Source organism: Prosthecodimorpha staleyi, assembly GCF_018729455.1.
GTDB classification, from domain to species: Bacteria; Pseudomonadota; Alphaproteobacteria; order Rhizobiales; family Ancalomicrobiaceae; genus Prosthecodimorpha; species Prosthecodimorpha staleyi.
The window spans coordinates 45,033-64,319 of record NZ_JAHHZF010000012.1 but is presented as its reverse complement, the minus strand read 5'-3'; the positions used below and the strand labels follow the sequence as shown (position 1 = coordinate 64,319).

The following is a 19,287-nucleotide window of genomic DNA, read 5'->3' as shown; positions in this document are numbered from 1 at the left end:
ATCTGACATTTGCGGGACGCAAATGTCAGACTTAGACCACTGGCTGCTCTCCTTCCGGACAGCGGCACCGTCCGGGTCGAGAAGGACGTGATCGTCCGGCCGCCTGCCTCAACCGTGGAGATTGGGCCGGCACGCCGGAGCGCCAACCCCGGCGGCGGCTGCGAAACGGACCCGGCCATCCCGCTGATCCAGCAAGGATTCGCCCATAGATCGCGGCCGCAGAATTCTCGCCTCATGCGCTTTTGAAGTATCCTGTTGCTGCGTCGGCCGAGCCCGCCCCCTCGGGCGCCCCCATGGCGCCGTCTTCCGGCGAACCGCATGCTTATTTGATTGCGCACTTGTGCGGAGGTTGCATTCGAACCGTTAAAGATCATAATTACGATAGACTAACAATAGAAATGGAGCGGACGGATGGCCAGACTCGATGCAGCTCCCGCGCCGGTGTCAGGTCGCGATGCGCCACTGCCGTCCTTCGGACCGAACTGGTTCGCGCCGGTGCTGAACATCTTCCGGGACCCGCCGGATGCCCCGCTAGCCCGCGTCGACGATCGGATCGCGGCGCTTCGGGCAGCTGCCGACAACCGCATTCCGGCCCTTCCGGCCGCCACCCGGCTGGCCAAGATGCTGTTCGATTTTCGCGGGCCGACGCCGCAGACCCTGCGTGCCCTTGAAGGTCTGCAGGCGCGCGTCCCGGCGCTCGCACGCAGTTTCGCCGGCCGTCTGAGCGCGATCCAGGCCGCGGCCTATGGCGAGGCCTTCAACTGGGGCAAGGCGGTCGAGGTGACGGCACCGCTCTATCGGCGCAACAAGGTCGCGGCGGTGGCGATGTCCAGCCTCGCGGTGATCGAGAAGATGCACCTCTTCGGGCTCGACCCGTCCGGGGTCGGCGCGTCGGCCGGCGAAGCGCTGCAGCGCAGCCAGGAACACGAGGCGGGATTTCTGGAGCGTCTGGCCGATCGGTCGGTGTCGATCGCCGTCGTTGGCAATTCGCCGGTCGAGATCGGCCGCGGGCAAGGCGCGGCGATCGACCGCCACGACCTCGTCGTGCGCTTCAACAACTATTCGGCCGACCCCGCCTTCCGCATCGACTATGGCGGTCGGGCCGACATCTGGGTGCGCGCGGCCGGCCATACCGGCGTCTGGGCGCGACCGGGCAGCAAGTTCTCGTCGGTCGTGTTCAGCGGTCCCGACCGCCGGCACCATGGCTTCGCGCCTTGGGACATCCTCGATGTCGTGCGCTCCGGCGGCAATCCGGTCTTCGTGCCGACGCCGCTCTATGTCGACCTCGCGGCCGAACTGCAATATGCGCCGAGCGCCGGATTGACCTTCCTCTATTGGCTGCGGCGCCTGCGCGGTGCGTTCCAGGACGCCAACGTATCGGTCTATGGCTTCGCCCTGACCGACCAGCCGCAGGGCGGCTCCCGGCACTATTTCGAACGCCCGCGGTCGGTCGCTCCCGCCGCCAGCTCGCACAATTGGACGGCCGAGGCCGAACTCTTCCAACGGATCCTGCAATCGTGACCACGCTCGCCTTGGCTCGCCGTTCCGCGCTCGAGCCCCTGGCCGCCTATCTGGCCCTGCGCCTGCCGCGGTTTTCGGGTTCGCCTGCGCTGCTCTCTGCTGCCGACCGGCTGTTCGCCGCACTTGGCCGCGATCCGAGCCGCAGCTTCCTCTATGCGGCCCGCCTCCGCCGTCGCCAGGAGCCGGTCCCGTCCGGGCGCCGGCTCGCGACCCTGGCCCAACTCCTGACCCGCGCCGGGGCGCATGGCGATGCTTTCGCGGTGGTGCGGGATGCGGTGGCAGCGGCCGGCCATGACCGCGACGGGACCGCGGTGGCGCTACTGACGACGATCGCTCAGGAATGGATCGTCCATGCCGATGGCGACGCCGTGCTCGACCGGGTCCGCGGCCTCGCCGAACTGCCCGGCCTTGCCGGCGCGGTCCCTGACCTGCTGCTCGCCGTTTGCGCGCGCCGATCGCTGATCGAGCCGGACGTGCTGGCGCGGGCGGCCGACATCCTGGCGGATCCGGCGCTCGAACCGACGAACGGCCATGCCGCTCTGGAACTGCATCTGAGCCGGTATGGCGTCGACGACGCGGCCGTTCAGGCGGCGATCCGGCTAGCCGCACGGCCCGACGCGGCGGCGGGGCCGCCGAGCCTAAGGCTCGCGGCCATCCTGGAGGCGGGCGGCGAACACGACCGTCTCGTCGCCTACACCCGCCGGCTCGGCACCGCCATCCGTGCCCTGGTGCCTGAAAGCCCCGCCTTGGCCGGCGCCTGGCTGTCGCTTCCCGGCGGCGATGCGGACCTCCGTCATGCGGCCGAGGCCACTCTCGAGCGCCGCATCCAGGTCCGTGCAGCCCAGGCACGTCTCCTCGCCGATCTAACCGACCCCGCGCAGGACTGGGCGATCGTCGGCAATGCGCCGGCCGGTCGCGGCAGCGGGCAGGGCGCCGCGATCGACCGCCACGTCCAGGTGGTCCGCTTCAACCGCTTCTCGGTGGAGCCGGAATTCGCGCCGGATTTCGGCCGCAAGACCACCCTCCATGTCCGCCCGTTGTGGTTCGGAGGCGGCGAGACGGCCGCGCGGCGCGTGGTCGTCACGGGGCTGCATGGCGAGATCCTGTGCCGGTCGTGGTCGGCGATCGGGACGCTTCAGGCCCGCGGTCACGAGGTCGCGTTCTTCCCGCCCGATATCCAGACGCGCCTCGTCGCCGAACTCGGCCGGGCGCCGAGTGCCGGGCTGACCTTCGCCGCCCTGGCGGCGGACCGGCGCGGCGGTGCGCCCGGTGTCGACCACTACGGTTTCTCCTTCACCGACCAGACACAGGGCGGGCGCATCGCGCACTATTTCGACGCCAAGGCACCATCCGGGCGCCATGCCTGGTCGCGCGAAAGGACGCTGTTCGAAGCCATCACGGGCACCCGGTTGCCGGCGCCGCCGATCGTAGCGTTGCGTGCCGAGCGCGACGATCGTCTTCGCATCCGATTTGCCGGCGATCATACCGGCTACCATGCCGGTTCCGATGCCGTGACCGCCTATTTCCGGCAGGAATTCGAGGCGGTCGGGCGGGTCGTCGAGGCACATGAGGACTACGATGTCGTCGTGGTCAACGGCGAAGGCTCGATGCATCACGGCGTCCATTCCTTCCACCAGAAGATGCTGCTGCTCGGCGAGGCGGTGGCGCGCCGGCGGCCGGCCTTTCTGGTCAACACCGTGTGGCAGAGGAACGGGCGCCTGTTCGACCATGTCCTGCGCCATCTCGATGCTATCACGGTGCGTGAGCGGGCCAGTCAGCGCGACCTGAAAGCCCGGCACGGCATCCAAGCCGAGCTGCGCCTCGATGCCTCGTTCTGGGCACCGGTGGCGCCGGTCGCGGCCCGCGAGGATTTCGGCGGCGGCACGGTGGTGACCGACTTCTACTCGCGCCAGTTCGGCAATTTCGTGCGCATGACCGGCGGCCTGCTGAAGGCCAAGCCCTATATCGACATGGGTGAATACGGCTGGCCGGAGCTTATCGCGAGCCTGCGCACCGCCTCCCTGCTGGTCACCGGGCGGCACCATGCCGTCTATGCGGCCTGCCGCGCGCGGCTGCCCTTCGTCGCCATGGCCGGCAACACGCACAAGATCGAAGGCCTGATCGAAGCCTCCGGCCTGCCGATCCCGATCGCCCGCGAAGCCCGGGAACTGCCAGGCCTGATCGACTGGGCCGACCGCCACCGGTCGACCTATGTCGAACTGTTCGACTGGATGGAGGCGCAACCCCGTCTCGACCTGCAAGAGAGGCTCGCCGCCCTGCCGATCCGGCGCCGCTGAACGGCGCCGGCGGCCCCATTCCCCCAATCCCTCCGGCCCGGATCGGTCTGCTCGAAATCTCCAGAGTGGACCTTATGGGCAGTCCAATTCGAGTGACACACTGTTGTCATCGAATTGCAACGTCCTGGCAGCGATGGTTCCAGGCGTGGGAGGCTCCGGGTGACGGCCGAATTGTTCACGGCAGACTTCAGACCCGATTGCTATTGGTGGGACCGGACGCCGCGTCCGGCTCCAGAAACGGCATCTTTGCCGGCTAAGGCCGATGTCGTCGTCATCGGATCCGGCTATACCGGCCTGCACGCCGCGCTGCAGACCGCCCGTGCCGGGCGCTCGACGGTGGTGATCGATGCCGAGGATCTGGGCTTCGGCTGCTCGACGCGCAACGGCGGGCAGGTCTCGACCAGCGTCAAGCCGGGCTTCGACGCGCTCGCCCGTCGGCATGGGCCAGAGCGCGCCTTCCGGATCATCAAGGAAGGGCAGAACTCGCTCGCCTTCCTGAAGGATTTCATCGTCGCCGAAGGGATCGACTGCGACCTCGTCCGGCGCGGCCGTTTCCATGCCGCCCACAGCGCGGCCGAGTACGAATCCCTGGCGCAGACCTTCGCCAACCAGCCCAAGGGCCTGGAGACCGAGGCCCATATGGTCGCCCGCAGCGGCCAGCGCGCAGAGGTCGGCTCGGACTTCTATCATGGCGGCGTGGTCCAGCCGCAGCATGTCTCGGTCGACCCGGCGCGCTACCATCAGGGTCTCGTCGACCGCGTCCGCCAGGCCGGCGCGACCCTGGTCGCCCGGTGCCCGGCGACGGCCATCGAGAAGACCGCGACCGGCTTCACGGTCACGACGCCGAAGGGGCGGATCGCCGCCCGCGACGTGCTCGTCGCCACCAACGGCTATACCGGGCCGCTGACGCCCTGGCTGCGGCGCCGGGTGATCCCGATCGGCAGTTACATCATCGCCACGGAGGAACTGCCCCAGGCGACCATCGACCGGCTGTTTCCGAGTGGCCGCCATATCACCGACAGCCGCAAGGTGGTCTACTACTACCGCGCCTCGCCGGACCGGCGTCGCATCCTGTTCGGCGGTCGGGTCTCGCTGTCGGAGACCGATCCGCGCGCGAGCGGGCCGAAGCTGCTCGCCGACATGGTGCGCATCTTCCCCGAACTCGCTGGCACGCGCATCGCACGCTCCTGGATGGGCTTCGTCGCCTATAGTTTCGATGAGCTGGCTCATGTCGGTCGGCACGAGGGGCTGTGGTACGCGATGGGCTATTGCGGCTCCGGCGTCGGCATGGCGAGCTATCTCGGCATGCGCATCGGCCAGCAGATGGTCGGCCTGAAGGAAGGCGCGACCGCCTTCGACGGGCTCACCTTCCAGACCCGGCCCTTCTATGCCGGCAATCCTTGGTTCCTGGCGCCTTCGATCCTCTACTACCGTTGGAAGGATCGGTTGGCCTGAGGCGCCTGCAGTCAATCCGCAGGGGTGGAGACGGCCCCCTGTGCAAAAAGCCAAGTCCCGTCGACACGTCGTTTGCAGGGAGAGACGAGATGCACAGCCTCAAAGCCGGAATCCTTGCCGCCTTCGCCACCGTTCTGGCTGCCACCACGGCCATGGCCCAGGAACTGACGGTGGTGTCCTTCGGCGGTTCCTATCAGGAAGCCCAGAGCAAGGCCCTGTTCCAGCCGGCCGCCAAAGCGCTCGGCATCCGCCTCAAGGAGGAGACCTATACGGGCATCGCTGACCTGCGCCTGAAGGTGAAGGCCGGGGCGGTCGCCTGGGACGTGGTCGCCAGCGGCTCGGGCAGCGCGGCGCGCGCCGGCGCCGAGGGCATCCTCGAAAAGCTCGACTACAAGGTGATCGACGTCTCGAACTTCCTGCCCGGCACCGCGCAGGACTTCTGCGTCGGCGGCGACGTGTTCTCGACCGTGCTCGCCTGGAACACCAAGACCTACGGCGATGCCGGCCCGCAGAGCTGGGCCGACTTCTGGGACGTGAAGAAGTTCCCCGGCAAGCGCGCCTATCGCAAGGGCGTCGCCGGCGCGCTCGAACCGGCGCTGATGGCCGACGGCGTGCCGCCCGAGAAGGTCTACGAGGTGCTGTCGGCTCCCGGCGGCATCGATCGCGCGATCAAGAAGATCCGCGAGCTGAAGCCGCATATCGCGGTCTGGTGGTCGTCCGGCGCGCAGCATGCGCAGCTGATGAAGGACGGCGAGGTCGACATGGTTACCGGCTGGAACGGCCGCTTCGACGTGGTCGCCAAGGACGGCGCGAAGGTCGCCTATACGTTCAATCAGGCCCTGCTCGACTATGATTGCTACGCCATCGCCAAGGGCGCACCGAACAAGGACCTGGCGATGAAGTTCCTGGCCGAGATCAGCAAGCCGCAATACCAGGCCGAATTCACGAAATACATCACCTACGGCCCGACCGACAAGCGCGCCTACGAGATCGGCGCGATCGAGGCCGGCTATGCCAAGCGGCTGCCCTCGCATCCCGACAACGCCAAGAAGCAGCTGACCGTCGATCTCGACTGGTACATCAAGAACGAGGCCGCCGCGGCGGCCGCCTATCAGAACCTGTTGACCGAGTGATACGGTCGGCCGGGGCCGACGCCCAACGTCCCGTCCGCGTCGAGCGGACGGGGCGCACGGCGCGCGCCTGGACCATCCGAACCATGCGCCGATGCTGCCGCCCGGCGGCATCGGTCGCCCGGGCGACGGCCAGGCGGACGGTCTGCCGGCGTCCGAGACCGGCACCGGACCGTTTCGGCGCGATGGCGCCCGCGATGTCGCGGGCGGTGCGCCCGGGCCTGCCACGACATCCGATCGAGAAGGGGCTCCCGATCCCATGGGTCCAAGTGCGGCGCTCGAAATCAACATCCGTGAACTGACCAAGGCCTACGGGCCAGTGCGTGCGCTCGACGCGGTCGATCTCGACATCCGCGCGGGCGAGTTCCTGACCCTGCTCGGGCCGTCTGGCTCGGGCAAGACGACGCTCCTGATGGCGCTGGCCGGCTTCCTGAGGCCCGACCGCGGCAGCATCCGCTTCGGCGGGCGCGAGGTGGTGCGGCTCGCCCCACACAGGCGCGACATCGGCATGGTGTTCCAGAACTATGCCCTGTTCCCGCATATGGACGTGGCCGCCAACATCGCCTTTCCGCTGAAGCTCCGGCGCGTGGCGGCCGCCGATATCGCCCGCCGCGTTGAGGCGGCGCTCGCCATGGTCCAGCTTGCCGGCTACGGGCCGCGCCGGATCGATCAATTGTCCGGCGGCCAGCGGCAGCGCGTGGCGCTCGCCCGCGCCATCGTGTTCGAACCGCGCATCGTGCTGATGGACGAGCCGCTCTCGGCGCTCGACAAGCAGCTGCGCGAGGCGATGCAGATCGAAATCCGCCAGCTGCACGAGAAGATCGGCTCGACCACCGTCTACGTGACCCACGACCAGCGCGAGGCGTTGACCATGTCGGACCGCGTAGCGGTGGTCAATCACGGCCGGATCATCCAGATCGGCGCGCCGCGCGACATCTACGAGCGGCCGAACAGCCGCTTCGTCGCCGAATTCATCGGCGAATCTTCGTTCCTGCCGGTCGAGCGCCGCGACGGCGTCTGGCACCACGGCGGCACAGCCCTGACAGTGGCGGCCGAACCCGCGGGTACCGGCGGTCACGTGCTGATGATCCGGCCCGAACGGCTGCACCTGATGCAGAGCGGCGACGGGGCCGGGGACACGGCCGGCCGGTCGCTCAATCGCTTCGACGGCACCCTCGCCAACGTGGTCTATCAGGGCGACACCATCCTGATGCAGGTGCGCCTCGCCGACGGCACGCCGCTGCACCTGCGCCAGACCGCCCGCACCTTCGGGGCGGCGCTGCCGGAGCGCGGCGCCACGGTGCGACTCGGTCTCGCGCCCGAGGATACGGTGCTGATCGCCGAGGATCGGGAGGGCGCCCGATGAGCGTATCGACCGGTTCCGCGGCGAAGGCTCCGGCGGGCGACGGCAACGCGGCGGCCCTGCGCCGCGACCACGCCTTCGAGCGGCTGGCGCTGTTCGGTCTGGCCGTACCGGCGCTGCTTCTGGTGATCGTCACCATGGCGATCCCGACCGCCTGGCTGTTCTGGCTCTCTTTCGTCGGCGACGACGGCAGCGTCAGCCTGGTCAACTACCAGCGCATGATCGAGCAGCCCTCGTACATGCGCACCTTCGTGGCGACCTTCCAGATCGCCGGCCTGACCACCGCCATCTGCGTGCTGGTCGGCTATCCGCTGGCCTATTTCCTGTCGCAACTGCCGGAGCGGGTCGCCAATCTGTGCATGATCGCGGTCCTCCTGCCGTTCTGGACCTCGCTCCTGGTGCGCACCTATGCCTGGCTGGTGCTCCTGCAGCGGACCGGGCTGATCAACACCTGGGGCATGAAGGCGGGCCTTTGGAGCGAGCCGCTGCCGCTGGTCCACAACCAGACCGGCACGCTGATCGGCATGGTCCATGTGCTGCTGCCCTTCCTGGTGCTGCCGCTCTACGGCGCCATGCGGGCGATCGACCGCGACCTCCTGCGCGCCGCCTCCAGCCTCGGGGCGACGCCGAGCCAGGCCTTCGCCAAGGTGTTCCTGCCGCTCTCCGTGCCGGGACTGACCGCCGGGGGGATGATCGTGTTCATCCTGTGCCTCGGCTTCTACGTGACGCCGGCCGTGCTCGGCGGCGGCAAGGTGACGATGGTGTCGAACCGGATCGCGGACAATATCGAGGTCTTCTTCAACTGGGGCGCGGCGAGCGCGCTCGGCGTGGTGCTGCTGGTCCTGACCTTCGCGCTCCTCTGGCTGGCCGGGCGGCTCGCACGCGGCGTCGACCTCTTCGGCGGAGGGCACGGCTGATGTCCTGGCTCGACCGTCCCGCCTCGGAAACCCAGATCACGCACCGCAACCGGCTCTGGCTTTATGCGCTTGGCATCCTGACGCTCGCCTTCCTGGTGCTGCCGACGCTGATCGTGGTGCCGATGTCCTTCTCGGACTCGCAATATCTCGAATTCCCGCCGCGCCGCTGGTCGCTGCGCTGGTACGAGGCCTATTTCGCCTCGGCGTCCTGGATGGATGCGACCGCGACCTCGCTCAAGGCCGGCATCCTGACCGCGCTGATCGCCACCCCGCTCGGCACGGCCGCCGCCTACGGTTTCTTCCACTCGCGCTTCTGGTTCGGTACTCTCGGCTTCTGGCTCCTGATGACGCCGATCATCGTGCCTGTGATCCTGGTCGGCATCGCGATCTTCTACGCCTATGTGCAGCTGAAGCTGGTCAACTCGCTGATCGGCATCGTGCTCGCCCATGCGGTGCTGGCCATCCCGATCGTGCTGGTCATCGTCACCTCGGCCTTGAAGAGCTTCGACGCCAACCAGGAGCGCGCCGCCCAGAGCCTCGGCGCCTCGCGGGCGCGGGCCTTCTTCCTGGTGGTCATGCCGCAGATCCGGTTCCCGCTGGTCACGGCGGCGATCTTCGCCTTCCTGACCAGCTTCGACGAGGTGGTGGTGGCGATCTTCATCTCGGGCGGGCCCAATTCCACGCTGACCCGCAACATGTTCGCCTCGCTGCGCGACCAGATCGACCCGACCATCGCGGCCATCTCGAGCATCATGATCGCCGCCACCACGGTGCTGATTCTGCTGACTCAACTGCGCGGCGGCGGGCAACAGCGGTAAGGGCGGGGGAGCGGCTTCGGCCGCGCTCCCCGGCCGGCAGGCCTATTCGCCGCGCATCCGGCTCGGCGGCGCGTCGTGGACCCGCCCCCAGGCGCGGCGCAGTTGGCGGGTCGAGCCGAAGCCGGCGCGTTCGGCGACGGTCTCCATGTCGAGGCGCGAGCCGGCCAGCAGGTCGCGGGCGAGGGCCAGGCGGATGCGGTTGACATAGTCGGTCACGCTCGACCCGGCATGTTCGTTGAAGAGCCGCGACAGGTTCCGCGGGCTGGTCCCGGCGACGCGGGCGAGGCTCGCCACCGACCAGTCGCGCGCCGGCTCGGCCGCGACCGCATCCTGCGCGCGGTGGACCGCCGGATGGATGTGGTTGCGCCCTTCGAGCCAGGGCGAGAGCTGCGGGTCCTGGCCGGTGCGGCGCAGATAGACGACCAGATAGCGGGCGACCGACAGCGCCACCGCCGGCCCGGCGATGCGGGCGACCAGATGCAGCATCAGGTCAATGCCGGCCGTGATCCCGGCCGAGGTCAGCACGTCGCCATCGTCGACGAACAGCCGGTTCTCGCGCACCCGCGCGGTCGGGGCGAGGCGGGCGAGTTCGTCGAGACAGGCATGATGGGTGGTGCAGTCGCGCCCTTCCAGGAGGCCGGCCCGGGCGGCAAGCAGCGCACCTGAGCAGATCGAGACCAGCCGGATGCCGAACACGTCGGGGTCCGCGGCACCGGCCTGTTCGGTCCTGCCACCTGGCGCGGCCACGCCGGCCTGTTTGGCCACGCGGGCGAGCCAGCGCACGATCTCACGTTCCGCGGCGCCGTCCCGGTCCTCGCCGGGCCGGACGCCGCGGAGCGGCACTTCGGTGCTGCCCGGCACGATCAGGATCGTGCCGGGGGCGAGGCGGTCGGGCAGGGGAGCAAGCCCGGCAAGGTCCAAGCCGATGGAACTGCCGGCCGTTCCGCCCGGCGCCACATAGGTCACCTCGAAGCGCACCGCCTCCTGTTCGAGATTGGCCTTGCGCAGCACCTCGATCGGGCCGGCGAGATCGAGCAGCAGCACCCGCGGCGGCACCACGGCGACGACCGGCACGATCCCGGTCAGGCCGGAGAGTCCGGCCGGCGCTTTGGTGGTGGCGGGTGCCTGCTCGTCCGTCATGCGGCGATCCGGGCGGGTAGCGCGCCGAGCGCCTCGGCGACGGTGACGATCCGGGCGAAGCGACCGGCCAGCACCAGTTCGGTGCGCGCGGCGATCTCGGCCGGGCTCCAGACGCGTCCCGCCGCATCGGTCATCGGGAAGCTGTGCGTCGCCTCGGTGCAGAAATCGACCTTGAAGCCGAGATCGGAGGCGTGCCGGGTGGTCGTCTCGCAGCACTGCTCGGTGCGGATGCCGGAGACGATCAGCCGGCCGATGCCGTGGCTGGTCAGCCAGACATCGAGGCCGGTGCCGACCAGCGCCGAATGCCGGCGCTTGTGGAAGACGGCATCCGGCGCGATCGCGAGCGGCGCCAGCGGCACGACATGGCCGGAGGCGAGCGCGAAGGGGCCCTGATCCTCGATATGGAAGATCTGCACGACCGGGATGCCGGCAGCCTTGGCGCCGTCGATCAGCGCCTGCTGGCGCTCCAGATAGGCGTCGAGGCCGACGGGCGTGAAATAGGGGCGGTGGCGGAACGACTCCTGCACGTCGATGACGATCAGGGCGGTCTTCAGGTCGGACATTCTCGTCTCCCTCGGTTCGAGTATGGATACGAGCCTAGCCGTGGGGCGAAAAGCCGAAAGCACGGCGACGGACGAAGAGCGGACAGATCGCGCCACCGTGGCGCGGCGAACGGGGGAGGGACCGGATCACCGGGCGGCGAGCGCACTCAGCCAGCGGAAGAAGCGCAAGGCGGCGGCCCGCGCCGCAGCGAGAAGCGGCGCCAGTGCCGCCCAAATCCGGCCGAGCAGGGCCCGCAGTTGCGCCTTGAGGGCCGCCGCGAAGGCGGCCGCGACCTGCCAGGCCCGCGTCGCCTTGACGATGCCGAAGGCCCAGTCGCGCCAGCCCATCACCTTGCGGTAGCACCAGGCGAACCAGCCGATGCTCATCAGCTTGTCGCGGGTGACATGAAACAGGCGCTCGATGGCCATGAAGCCGAACACCTTGAGGGCCAGATAGACCGCCAGCCCGGCGAAGAAATGGCCGGTCGCCATCAGATAGACGGCATAGAGCTTCGGCGGCCAGATCGCCGCAAAGGGGATCAGGAACAGGAGCAGGGTGGGATAGGGGGGCAGCCGATGGATTGCCGCGCCCAGGCGCGCGAACAGACGCAGTTCGGCCAACCGGCGAAAGACCGGTCGGATCGCTGCGAAGACGACATCGTCGATCAGGAAGGACAGCGCGACCAGGATGACCAGCGGCACCCGCGCAATGTGGCGCAGGAGGGCGTATCCGCGATGCGTCGGCTGCCGGTCGTCCATTCAACCCCTCGAAATATCGTAACGTCGCTCCCAGGTAAGCGGTTGCCGGCAGGTCTGGCAAGCTGGCTTGCGTCCGCGGCTTGACCTCGGCGCCGGATCCGTTACCACCGCGCTGCACAATCGGCGAAGGACCACCCCCCGCGATGACCCGTTCCAGCCTCGAAGCCCTGCTCGCCGAGCGTCCCGTCCTGCTCGCCGACGGCGCGACCGGAACCAATCTCTTCGCCATGGGGCTCGAGGCGGGCGATCCGCCGGAATTCTGGAACGACCTGCATCCCGATCGCATCCGCGCCCTGCATCAGGGCTTCGTCGATGCCGGCGCCGACATCATTCTGACCAACAGCTTCGGCTGCAACCGCCGCCGCCTCGCCCTACACAAGGCCGAGGGACGCACGCGCGAACTGGCCGAGAAGGCGGCCCGGCTCGCCCGCGAGGTCGCCGACGCGGCCGGTCGCCCGGTCGTGGTTGCCGGCTCGGTCGGGCCGACCGGCGATCTCTTCGCCCCGCTCGGGCCGATGACCGAGGAAGAGGCGATCGACGTCTTTGCCGAGGAGATCGAGGGGCTGAAGGCCGGCGGCGCCGATGTCGCCTGGATCGAGACCATGTCGGCACCCGAGGAGATCCGCGCCGCGACCGCGGCCGCGATCCGGGTCGGGCTGCCCTTCACCGTGACGGCGAGTTTCGATACGGCGGGGAGGACCATGATGGGCCTGCCGCCGGCCGCATTGGCCGACCTCGCCGCCGGCCTGGCGCAGGCCCCGCTCGCGGTCGGCGCCAATTGCGGCGTCGGCGCCTCCGACCTGCTTGCCTCCGTCGGCGCCATGACCGAGGCCCATCCGGAGATGGCGGTGGTCGCCAAGGCCAATTGCGGCATCCCGCGCATCGACGGCGACAAGGTCGTCTATACCGGCACGCCGGAGCTGATGGCCGACTATGCCCGGCTGGCGATCGACACCGGCTGCCGCATCGTCGGCGGCTGCTGCGGCACCTCGTCGGGCCATCTCGCCGCCATGCGCCGGGCGGTCGACGAGCATATCCGCCGCGCCCGTCCGAGCCTCGATGAGATCGTGGCCGCCGTCGGCCCGCTGCAGAGCCCGCCGCCGAGCGCCGAGACCCGCGCCCGCGGCGGTCGCCGGCGCGGGTGAGGCCCGCACCGGGTCGCAGAGGCCTGACTTAGCCCTGTTCGCGCCGCAACACGGCGCCGAGCACATCGCGCACGCCGATGGCGCCGACCAGATGGTCCTCGGCATCGAACACTGCGACCGGCCCGGCATCGCGTTGCATGGCATGCATGACATGGCGCAGTGGCGTCGTCTGGCACGCCCAGAAGGCGACATGGGCGCCGTCCGGGAAGGGCTTGCCGGCATCCTCGGTTGCCACCCAGGTCGCCGCGCTGCCCATCGCCTCGGCCTGGACGACCTTGCGGTCCGGTCCGAGCCGGAAGCGCGTGGTGCGGCGGCGGTCGAGCCACAGCCAGCCTTCGCCGGCCGGTTCCAGGTCGCGGGCGTCGCGCATGACGTTGTAGGCCGTCAGCACGTTGAGCGGGTTCACGTTGGCGACGAACTCGCGGACATAGTCGTTGACCGGCTTGAGGATGATGTCCTCCGGTGGCCCGTACTGGACGACCCGGCCGCCCTCCATGATGGCGATGTGGTTGCCGAGCTTCAGCGCCTCGTCGAGATCGTGGCTGACGAAGACGATGGTCTTCTTCAGCTCTTTCTGCAGGATCAGAAGCTCGTCCTGCAGCTTGGTGCGGATCAGCGGGTCGAGCGCCGAGAAGGGCTCGTCCATCAAGAGGATGTCGGCATCGGTCGCGAAGGCGCGGGCCAGGCCGACGCGCTGCTGCATGCCGCCGGACAGTTCGTTGGCGAACTTGTCGGCCCATTTCGACAGGCCGACCATGGCCAGCTTTTGGTCGACGACCGCGTCCCGCTCGGGCTTGGTCATGCCGCGCAGTTCCAGGCCGAAGCCGACATTCTCGCGCACCGTCCGCCAGGGCAGCAGAGCGAATTGCTGGAACACCATGGTGACGCGCCGCTGGCGCAACCGGCGCAGCGTCTCGGCCTCGCAGGAGGCGACATTGATCATCTGGCCTTCGTCGGCGACCAGGATCTCGCCGCGGCTGACCTCGTTCAGCCGGTTGATCGCGCGCAGGATGGTCGACTTGCCGGAGCCGGACAGGCCCATCAGCACGCAGATCTCGCCGCGCTTGACCTCCAGCGACACGCCGGCGGCGCCCAGCACCGCATTGGTGGCGGCGAGGATCTCCTCCCGGCTGCGGCCCTCGTCGAGCAGCTTCAGGGCCGGGGCCGGGTTCGGGGCGAAGACGATATCGACATTGCGGATCGAAATGGCGGTCTCGCCCTCGCTCATGGCGTCCCCCTCTTACGTTCGGGGGCCTTGCACACCCGGTCGAGAATAATGGCGAGCAGCACGATGGAGAGGCCCGCCTCGAAGCCCATCGGAATGTTGACGCTGGACAGCGCGCGCACCACCGGCTTGCCGAGACCGCCGGCGCCGACCATGGCGGCGATCACCACCATCGACAGGCTGAGCATGATGCACTGATTGATGCCGGTCATGATGGTCGGCAGCGCCGAGGGCAGTTCCACCTTCCAGAGCAGCTGCTGCCTGGTGGCGCCGAAGGCCTGGCCGGCTTCGAGCAGCGGCTTCGGCACGGAGGTGATGCCGAGATAGGTCAGCCGGATCGGCGCCGGCACGGCGAAGATGACGGTCGAGATGATGCCCGGCACCACGCCCAGCCCGAACAGGACCAGCGTCGGGATCAGGTAGACGAAGGTCGGCAGGGTCTGCATCAGGTCGAGGACGGGCCGCATGGCGTCATAGAGCCAGGGACGGTGCCCGGCGGCGACGCCGAGCGGCACGCCGATGACGACCGAAAACAGCGTCGCATAGCCGACCAGCGACACGGTCTCCATCAGCGCTTCCCAGTAGCCGAGATTGGCGATCAGCAGGAGCGCGGCGGCGACGCCGACGGTCAGCGACACCTTGCGGTGCAGCCACCAGACCAGGGCGGCGACGAGGGCGATCATGGCCAGGGGCGGCAGGAGCAGGAACACCCAGGTGGTGCCCTCGATGATGAACTTCATCGTGTCGGTGATGCCGTCGAGCGCGGTCCCGAAATTATCCTGGATGAAGTCGATGACGACCTTCATCCAGGCCCCGAAGGGCAGTTTCCAAGCCGTCAACCACTCTTCCATGCCGAAGCCCCCCGCGGTCGCCGGCGCCACCGCCGGCCTCCCAATGACTGGAAAGACCGCCCCCGCCGGTCACGGCGGAAGGCGAGAACGTCGAAATCCGGCCGCTCCCAATCCCCCGGATCCTTCCCCTTCTCCCCTTGCGGGAGAAGGTGCCCGAAGGGCGGATGAGGGGTCGCGATGCGGCAACCCGTTGTGGACTTTCGGTTCCCCTCGGACCGGACTCGGACGGAAGATCCTGCGGACATCCGCGCGATCCACCCCCTCATCCGGCCTTCGGCCACCTTCTCCCCCTCCAGGGGGAGAAGGGGAGGTTGCGGGATCGAGCCAGGGCTGTGAGGTGCTACTCACCGCGTTCCCGATTCCCCGGTTCCTCTCCCTACGATCCACCGGATCCTGCCCCTTCGATCCCCCGGCACCTTCGCCTTCTCCCCTTGAGGGAGAAGGTGCCTGAAGGGCGGATGAGGGGTGCGATGCTGCGAGGCCGACAGAGCTTCCGGTCCAGCACCCACCCGGCTTAGGGAGAAGGCCCCGCGGCCTTTGCCGCGGGGCGCGCGCGGTCAGGTCAGAGGCCGAGGCTCTTCTTGACGGCGGGGAGGCCGGGCTTGCCGTCGAGGGTGGAGACGTTCTTCAGCCAGTCGTCGAGCACCTTGGGGTTCGACTTCAGCCACTTCTCGCCGGCCTTGCTGCCGTCGAGGCCGCCGTCCAAGATCAGGCCCATCACCTCGTTCTCCATCTTGAGCGAGAACTTGAGGTTCTTGAGCAGCTGGGCGACGTTCGGGCATTCGGCCAGGTAGCCGGCGCGGACGTTGGTGTAGATGGTGGCGCCGCCCAGATTCGGGCCGAACACGTCGTCGCCGCCTTCCAGATACTTCATCTTGAACTTGGTGTTCATCGGGTGCGGCTCCCAGCCCAGGAACACGACGTGATCCTTGCGCTTGGATGCGCGCTCGACCTCGGCGATCATGCCCTGCTCAGACGATTCCACCAGCTGGAAGGTCTTCAGGCCGAACTTGTCGTCCTTGATCATGTCGAGGATCAGGCGGTTGCCGTCGTTACCGGCCTCGATGCCGACGATCTTGCCCTTCAGCTTGTCCTTGAACTTCGCGATGTCGTTGAAGGTCTTCAGGCCGGCATCATAGGTCGGCTGCAGGACGGCGAGGGTGTACTTGGCGCCCTCGAGATTGGCCTCGAGGACCTCGACCGACTTGTCCTCGACGAAGGGCTTCCGGTCCGCCTCCATCGACGGCATCCAGTTGCCAAGGAATACGTCGATGTCCTTGTTCTTCAGCGACTGATAGGTCACCGGGACGGTCAAGACCTCCGATTTCGGCGTGTAGCCGAGGCCGGTCAGAACGCGCGAGGCCAGGCCGGTCGTGGCCGTGATGTCGGTCCAGCCGACGTCGGAGAAGCGGACGGTCTTGCAGCTTGCGGGCTCCGCGGCTGCCGCACTGCCGGCAAAAAAGGCAAGGCCGAATGCCAGGGCGGCGCCGGCGACGAAACGCTTGGATTGCATGGATCTCACTCCTCCCGAACGACCGGCCCCGCCGCCAGCGGCATCCGCGGGAGCCGGCCCCCGATACCGTATCGGTAATGGGGATGCCCGACCATATCCCAATCGTTCCCGATCGTCCCACCGGGAACAATCGATTGAACACCTGATCAATGAAGCCTCAGATGTCTGAAAGCGACGGAATCAGGCGAATTCACGTCAAGGCCGGCAAAGCATTCCGGTCCTTTGGGGCAGCCTTCGGGCATCCCGTTTTCGCGCGGTCGCCGCCAATATTGCAGATCATTCCGACGGTAACCGAAAATGGGCGCCGGTCCGCCGATCGGGTGCCGTCACCGTGCTCACGTCTGGTCGCCATGCGTCATAGGATGTCGCGCTCGCGCTTGTCCTCGATGCGACATGCGATAGATTGAACGCACGTTCAGCAAACCCCCTCGAATGCGAGACCGCCCTTGCCGCAGACCGCCCGCCGCATCGTCCGCGCCCGAACGCCCGAGGCCGAGGACGGGCGCCGCCGCCAGATCATCGAGGCGACGATCGACGAGATCGCGGCGGTCGGCTTCGCGCAGACGACGCTGGCCGGCATCGCCGGCCGTGCCGGCATCTCGACCGGGCTGGTCGCCTTCTACTTCACCGACAAGGGTGGCCTTCTGGAAGCGACGCTGCGCCATCTCGCGGCCGGGCTCGGTGCCTTGGTGTCGGAGGGGTTGAGGGCTGCTCGCTCGCCGCGCGCGCGCATCCAGGCGGTGATCGACGCCAATCTGGGCGAATGCCAGTTCGAACGGCGCATCGCCACCGTGTGGCTCGCCTTCTGGGGCGAGGTCACCGTCATGCCGCGCTTCCGGCGCGTGCAGCGGGTCTACGAGCGGCGCATGATCTCCAACCTGAAGGCCGGCTTTCGAGGCTTTGCCGGGCCGGATGCCGCGCAGCGCCTCGCCGAGGCGACGGCGGCGATGATCGACGGCGTCTGGCTGCGCGCCACGCTGTCCGACCGCCCCCTCGACAGCGCGGCCGCACGGGCGACCGTCTCCGCCTTCGTCGATGCCCAACTCGCGCTGCTCGCTCTCGCCCTCGTTGCGCCCGCACCGCCAAGGACACGCCCATGACCCGCTTCCCCCTGGTCTGCAACCATATCGGCGGCGCCTATGTCTCGACCGCGTCGGGCGAGCGTTTCCAGAGCCGCGATCCGGCGCGCGGGGAGTTGCTCGCGGAGATCGAGACGGCCGGGCCCGACGAGGTCGAGGCGGCGGTCGTGGCCGCGGAAGCCGGCTTCAAGGTCTGGTCGCGCATGACCGGCGCCGAACGCGCCCGCATCCTGCGCCGGACTGCCGATATCCTGCGCGCCCGCAACGCGGAACTGGCCGAACTGGAGACCCGCGACACCGGCAAGCCGATCCAGGAGACCAGCGTCGTCGACGTGCTGTCCGGCGCCGACTGCCTCGACTATTTCGCCGCGATCGCCGCAACCCTGACCGGCGAGCAGGTCGATCTCGGACCCTCCGCCTTCGGCTATGTCCGGCGCGAGCCGCTCGGCGTGGTCGCCGGCATCGGCGCCTGGAACTATCCGCTGCAGATCGCCTGCTGGAAGGCCGCTCCGGCACTCGCCTGCGGCAACGCGATGGTGTTCAAGCCGGCCGAACTGACACCGCTGTCGGCCGCGAGGCTCGCCGAGATCTTCGTCGAGGCCGGCCTGCCGGCGGGTGTCTTCAACGTCGTGCAGGGCGATGCCCGCACCGGCCGGGCCCTGGTCGCCCATCCGCGCATCCGCAAGGTGTCGCTGACCGGCGAGGTCGGCACCGGCAAGCGCGTCATGGCCGATGCGGCCGCCACCCTGAAGCATGTCACGCTCGAACTCGGCGGCAAGTCGCCGATCCTGGTCTTCGACGACGCCAACCTGGACAATGCGGTCGGCGGGGCCCTGCTCGGCAATTTCTATTCGGCCGGCGAGGTCTGCTCCAACGGCACGCGCGTCTTCGTGCATCGCACCGTCAAGGCCGAGTTCCTGGCCCGGCTCAAGGCGCGCGTCGAGCGCATGGTGGTCGGCGATCCGCTCGACCCGGCGAGCCATGTCGGCGCGCTGATCTCGGCCGAGCACATGGACAAGGTGCTCGGCTATATCGAAAAGGGTCGCGCTGAAGGCGCGCGCCTGCTGACCGGCGGCGAGCGCGTCACCTGCGACGGGCTCGACCGCGGCTTCTTCGTCGCCCCGACCGTGTTCGACGGCTGCCAGGACGGGATGGCGATCGTGCGCGAGGAGATCTTCGGGCCGGTCATGACCGTGCTCGAATTCGACGACGAGGACGAGGTGGTCGAGCGCGCCAACGCGACCGAGTTTGGCCTCGCCGCCGGCGTCTTCACGCGCGACTTGACCCGCGGCCACCGCGTCGTCGCGGCGCTCGAAGCCGGCACCTGCTGGATCAACCACTACAACGTCACGCCGATCGAACTGCCCTTCGGCGGCGTCAAGCTATCCGGCCTCGGTCGCGAGAATTCGCGCGCCGCGGTCGAGCACTACACCCAGGCGAAGAGCGTCTATGTCGCGCTCGCCGATGTCGAAAGCCCCTATTGAGCGGTCGACCGGTCCAGCCGTCGACAAACCGCTTCAAACGTCCGGGAT

The 19,287-nt window shown here is 68.6% G+C and carries 16 protein-coding genes; 10 read left to right on the top strand and 6 right to left on the bottom strand.

The window, feature by feature from the left end; translation table 11 throughout:
- Positions 1 to 411: 411 nt before the first annotated feature.
- The 7 genes from KL771_RS22090 to KL771_RS22060 all read left to right on the top strand — a co-directional run bounded on the left by KL771_RS22090 (position 412) and on the right by KL771_RS22060 (position 9,501).
- On the top strand, positions 412 to 1,521 hold the full coding sequence (locus KL771_RS22090; RefSeq protein WP_261970681.1) for a glycosyltransferase family 29 protein: 1,110 nt from the start codon (positions 412 to 414) through the stop codon (positions 1,519 to 1,521).
- Positions 1,518 to 3,818 (top strand): glycosyltransferase family 29 protein, encoded by a 2,301-nt coding sequence (locus tag KL771_RS22085; protein ID WP_261970680.1) that lies wholly within the window; start codon positions 1,518 to 1,520, stop codon positions 3,816 to 3,818. Before KL771_RS22090 ends, KL771_RS22085 begins: the two co-directional genes overlap by 4 nt.
- Before the next feature lie 246 nt (positions 3,819 to 4,064).
- Positions 4,065 to 5,273, top strand: coding sequence for an NAD(P)/FAD-dependent oxidoreductase (locus KL771_RS22080; RefSeq protein ID WP_261970679.1), 1,209 nt, complete (start codon positions 4,065 to 4,067; stop codon positions 5,271 to 5,273).
- An 89-nt stretch (positions 5,274 to 5,362) separates the two neighbouring features.
- Positions 5,363 to 6,406 carry an ABC transporter substrate-binding protein gene (locus KL771_RS22075; RefSeq protein ID WP_261970678.1) on the top strand — a complete coding sequence of 348 codons (1,044 nt, stop codon included), beginning with the start codon at positions 5,363 to 5,365 and terminating at the stop codon, positions 6,404 to 6,406.
- Between the two features lie 256 nt (positions 6,407 to 6,662).
- Entirely contained in the window at positions 6,663 to 7,769 is a 1,107-nt protein-coding gene (locus KL771_RS22070; RefSeq protein ID WP_261970677.1) for an ABC transporter ATP-binding protein, read from the top strand.
- Positions 7,766 to 8,683: an ABC transporter permease gene (locus KL771_RS22065; RefSeq protein ID WP_261970676.1), complete on the top strand. Its 918-nt coding sequence runs from the start codon at positions 7,766 to 7,768 to the stop codon at positions 8,681 to 8,683. The genes KL771_RS22070 and KL771_RS22065 overlap by 4 nt, the downstream gene beginning before the upstream one ends.
- Complete coding sequence (locus KL771_RS22060) at positions 8,683 to 9,501, top strand: ABC transporter permease (RefSeq protein WP_261970675.1); 819 nt, start codon at positions 8,683 to 8,685, stop codon at positions 9,499 to 9,501. The genes KL771_RS22065 and KL771_RS22060 overlap by 1 nt, the downstream gene beginning before the upstream one ends.
- A gap of 42 nt (positions 9,502 to 9,543) precedes the next feature.
- Here the strand turns inward: KL771_RS22060 and KL771_RS22055 are convergent, their stop codons facing one another.
- The 3 genes from KL771_RS22055 to KL771_RS22045 form a co-directional block, all read right to left on the bottom strand.
- Positions 9,544 to 10,641, bottom strand: a complete 1,098-nt coding sequence (locus tag KL771_RS22055; RefSeq protein WP_261970674.1) for a GlxA family transcriptional regulator — start codon at positions 10,639 to 10,641, stop codon at positions 9,544 to 9,546.
- Positions 10,638 to 11,204 (bottom strand): isochorismatase family protein, encoded by a 567-nt coding sequence (locus KL771_RS22050; RefSeq protein ID WP_261970673.1) that lies wholly within the window; start codon positions 11,202 to 11,204, stop codon positions 10,638 to 10,640. Before KL771_RS22050 ends, KL771_RS22055 begins: the two co-directional genes overlap by 4 nt.
- Positions 11,205 to 11,330: 126 nt before the next feature.
- Complete coding sequence (locus KL771_RS22045; protein ID WP_261970672.1) at positions 11,331 to 11,942, bottom strand: hypothetical protein; 612 nt, start codon at positions 11,940 to 11,942, stop codon at positions 11,331 to 11,333.
- A 143-nt stretch (positions 11,943 to 12,085) separates the two neighbouring features.
- Here KL771_RS22045 and bmt point away from each other — a divergent pair, with 143 nt between their 5' ends.
- Positions 12,086 to 13,087: a betaine--homocysteine S-methyltransferase gene (bmt, locus tag KL771_RS22040; RefSeq protein ID WP_261970671.1), complete on the top strand. Its 1,002-nt coding sequence runs from the start codon at positions 12,086 to 12,088 to the stop codon at positions 13,085 to 13,087.
- A gap of 28 nt (positions 13,088 to 13,115) precedes the next feature.
- Here bmt and choV read toward each other — a convergent pair whose 3' ends face one another.
- The 3 genes from choV to KL771_RS22025 all read right to left on the bottom strand — a co-directional run bounded on the left by choV (position 13,116) and on the right by KL771_RS22025 (position 16,676).
- On the bottom strand, positions 13,116 to 14,315 hold the full coding sequence (gene choV, locus KL771_RS22035) for a choline ABC transporter ATP-binding protein (protein WP_261970670.1): 1,200 nt from the start codon (positions 14,313 to 14,315) through the stop codon (positions 13,116 to 13,118).
- Positions 14,312 to 15,163, bottom strand: a complete 852-nt coding sequence (choW, locus tag KL771_RS22030; RefSeq protein WP_261970669.1) for a choline ABC transporter permease subunit — start codon at positions 15,161 to 15,163, stop codon at positions 14,312 to 14,314. Before choW ends, choV begins: the two co-directional genes overlap by 4 nt.
- 562 nt (positions 15,164 to 15,725) lie before the next feature.
- Positions 15,726 to 16,676, bottom strand: coding sequence for a choline ABC transporter substrate-binding protein (locus KL771_RS22025; RefSeq protein WP_261970668.1), 951 nt, complete (start codon positions 16,674 to 16,676; stop codon positions 15,726 to 15,728).
- Between the two features lie 446 nt (positions 16,677 to 17,122).
- Here KL771_RS22025 and betI point away from each other — a divergent pair, with 446 nt between their 5' ends.
- A complete protein-coding gene (betI, locus tag KL771_RS22020) occupies positions 17,123 to 17,776 on the top strand; it encodes a choline-binding transcriptional repressor BetI (protein WP_261970667.1) in 654 nt (217 codons plus the stop codon).
- The gene (gene betB / locus KL771_RS22015) at positions 17,773 to 19,239 is read left to right on the top strand and encodes a betaine-aldehyde dehydrogenase (RefSeq protein ID WP_261970666.1); all 1,467 of its coding nucleotides are present in this window, start codon (positions 17,773 to 17,775) and stop codon (positions 19,237 to 19,239) included. The genes betI and betB overlap by 4 nt, the downstream gene beginning before the upstream one ends.
- Positions 19,240 to 19,287 lie beyond the last annotated feature (48 nt).

Excerpts from the sequence above, each read along its gene's own strand:
- KL771_RS22055 (WP_261970674.1), bottom strand. The coding sequence starts at position 10,641 with ATGACGGACGAGCAGGCACCCGCCACCACCAAAGCGCCGGCCGGACTC.
- choV (WP_261970670.1), bottom strand. The coding sequence starts at position 14,315 with ATGAGCGAGGGCGAGACCGCCATTTCGATCCGCAATGTCGATATCGTC.
- KL771_RS22050 (WP_261970673.1), bottom strand. The coding sequence starts at position 11,204 with ATGTCCGACCTGAAGACCGCCCTGATCGTCATCGACGTGCAGGAGTCG.
- KL771_RS22060 (WP_261970675.1), top strand. The coding sequence starts at position 8,683 with ATGTCCTGGCTCGACCGTCCCGCCTCGGAAACCCAGATCACGCACCGC.
- choW (WP_261970669.1), bottom strand. The coding sequence starts at position 15,163 with ATGGAAGAGTGGTTGACGGCTTGGAAACTGCCCTTCGGGGCCTGGATG.
- KL771_RS22075 (WP_261970678.1), top strand. The coding sequence starts at position 5,363 with ATGCACAGCCTCAAAGCCGGAATCCTTGCCGCCTTCGCCACCGTTCTG.
- bmt (WP_261970671.1), top strand. The coding sequence starts at position 12,086 with ATGACCCGTTCCAGCCTCGAAGCCCTGCTCGCCGAGCGTCCCGTCCTG.
- KL771_RS22025 (WP_261970668.1), bottom strand. The coding sequence starts at position 16,676 with ATGCAATCCAAGCGTTTCGTCGCCGGCGCCGCCCTGGCATTCGGCCTT.
- KL771_RS22045 (WP_261970672.1), bottom strand. The coding sequence starts at position 11,942 with ATGGACGACCGGCAGCCGACGCATCGCGGATACGCCCTCCTGCGCCAC.
- betB (WP_261970666.1), top strand. The coding sequence starts at position 17,773 with ATGACCCGCTTCCCCCTGGTCTGCAACCATATCGGCGGCGCCTATGTC.
- KL771_RS22065 (WP_261970676.1), top strand. The coding sequence starts at position 7,766 with ATGAGCGTATCGACCGGTTCCGCGGCGAAGGCTCCGGCGGGCGACGGC.
- KL771_RS22070 (WP_261970677.1), top strand. The coding sequence starts at position 6,663 with ATGGGTCCAAGTGCGGCGCTCGAAATCAACATCCGTGAACTGACCAAG.
- KL771_RS22090 (WP_261970681.1), top strand. The coding sequence starts at position 412 with ATGGCCAGACTCGATGCAGCTCCCGCGCCGGTGTCAGGTCGCGATGCG.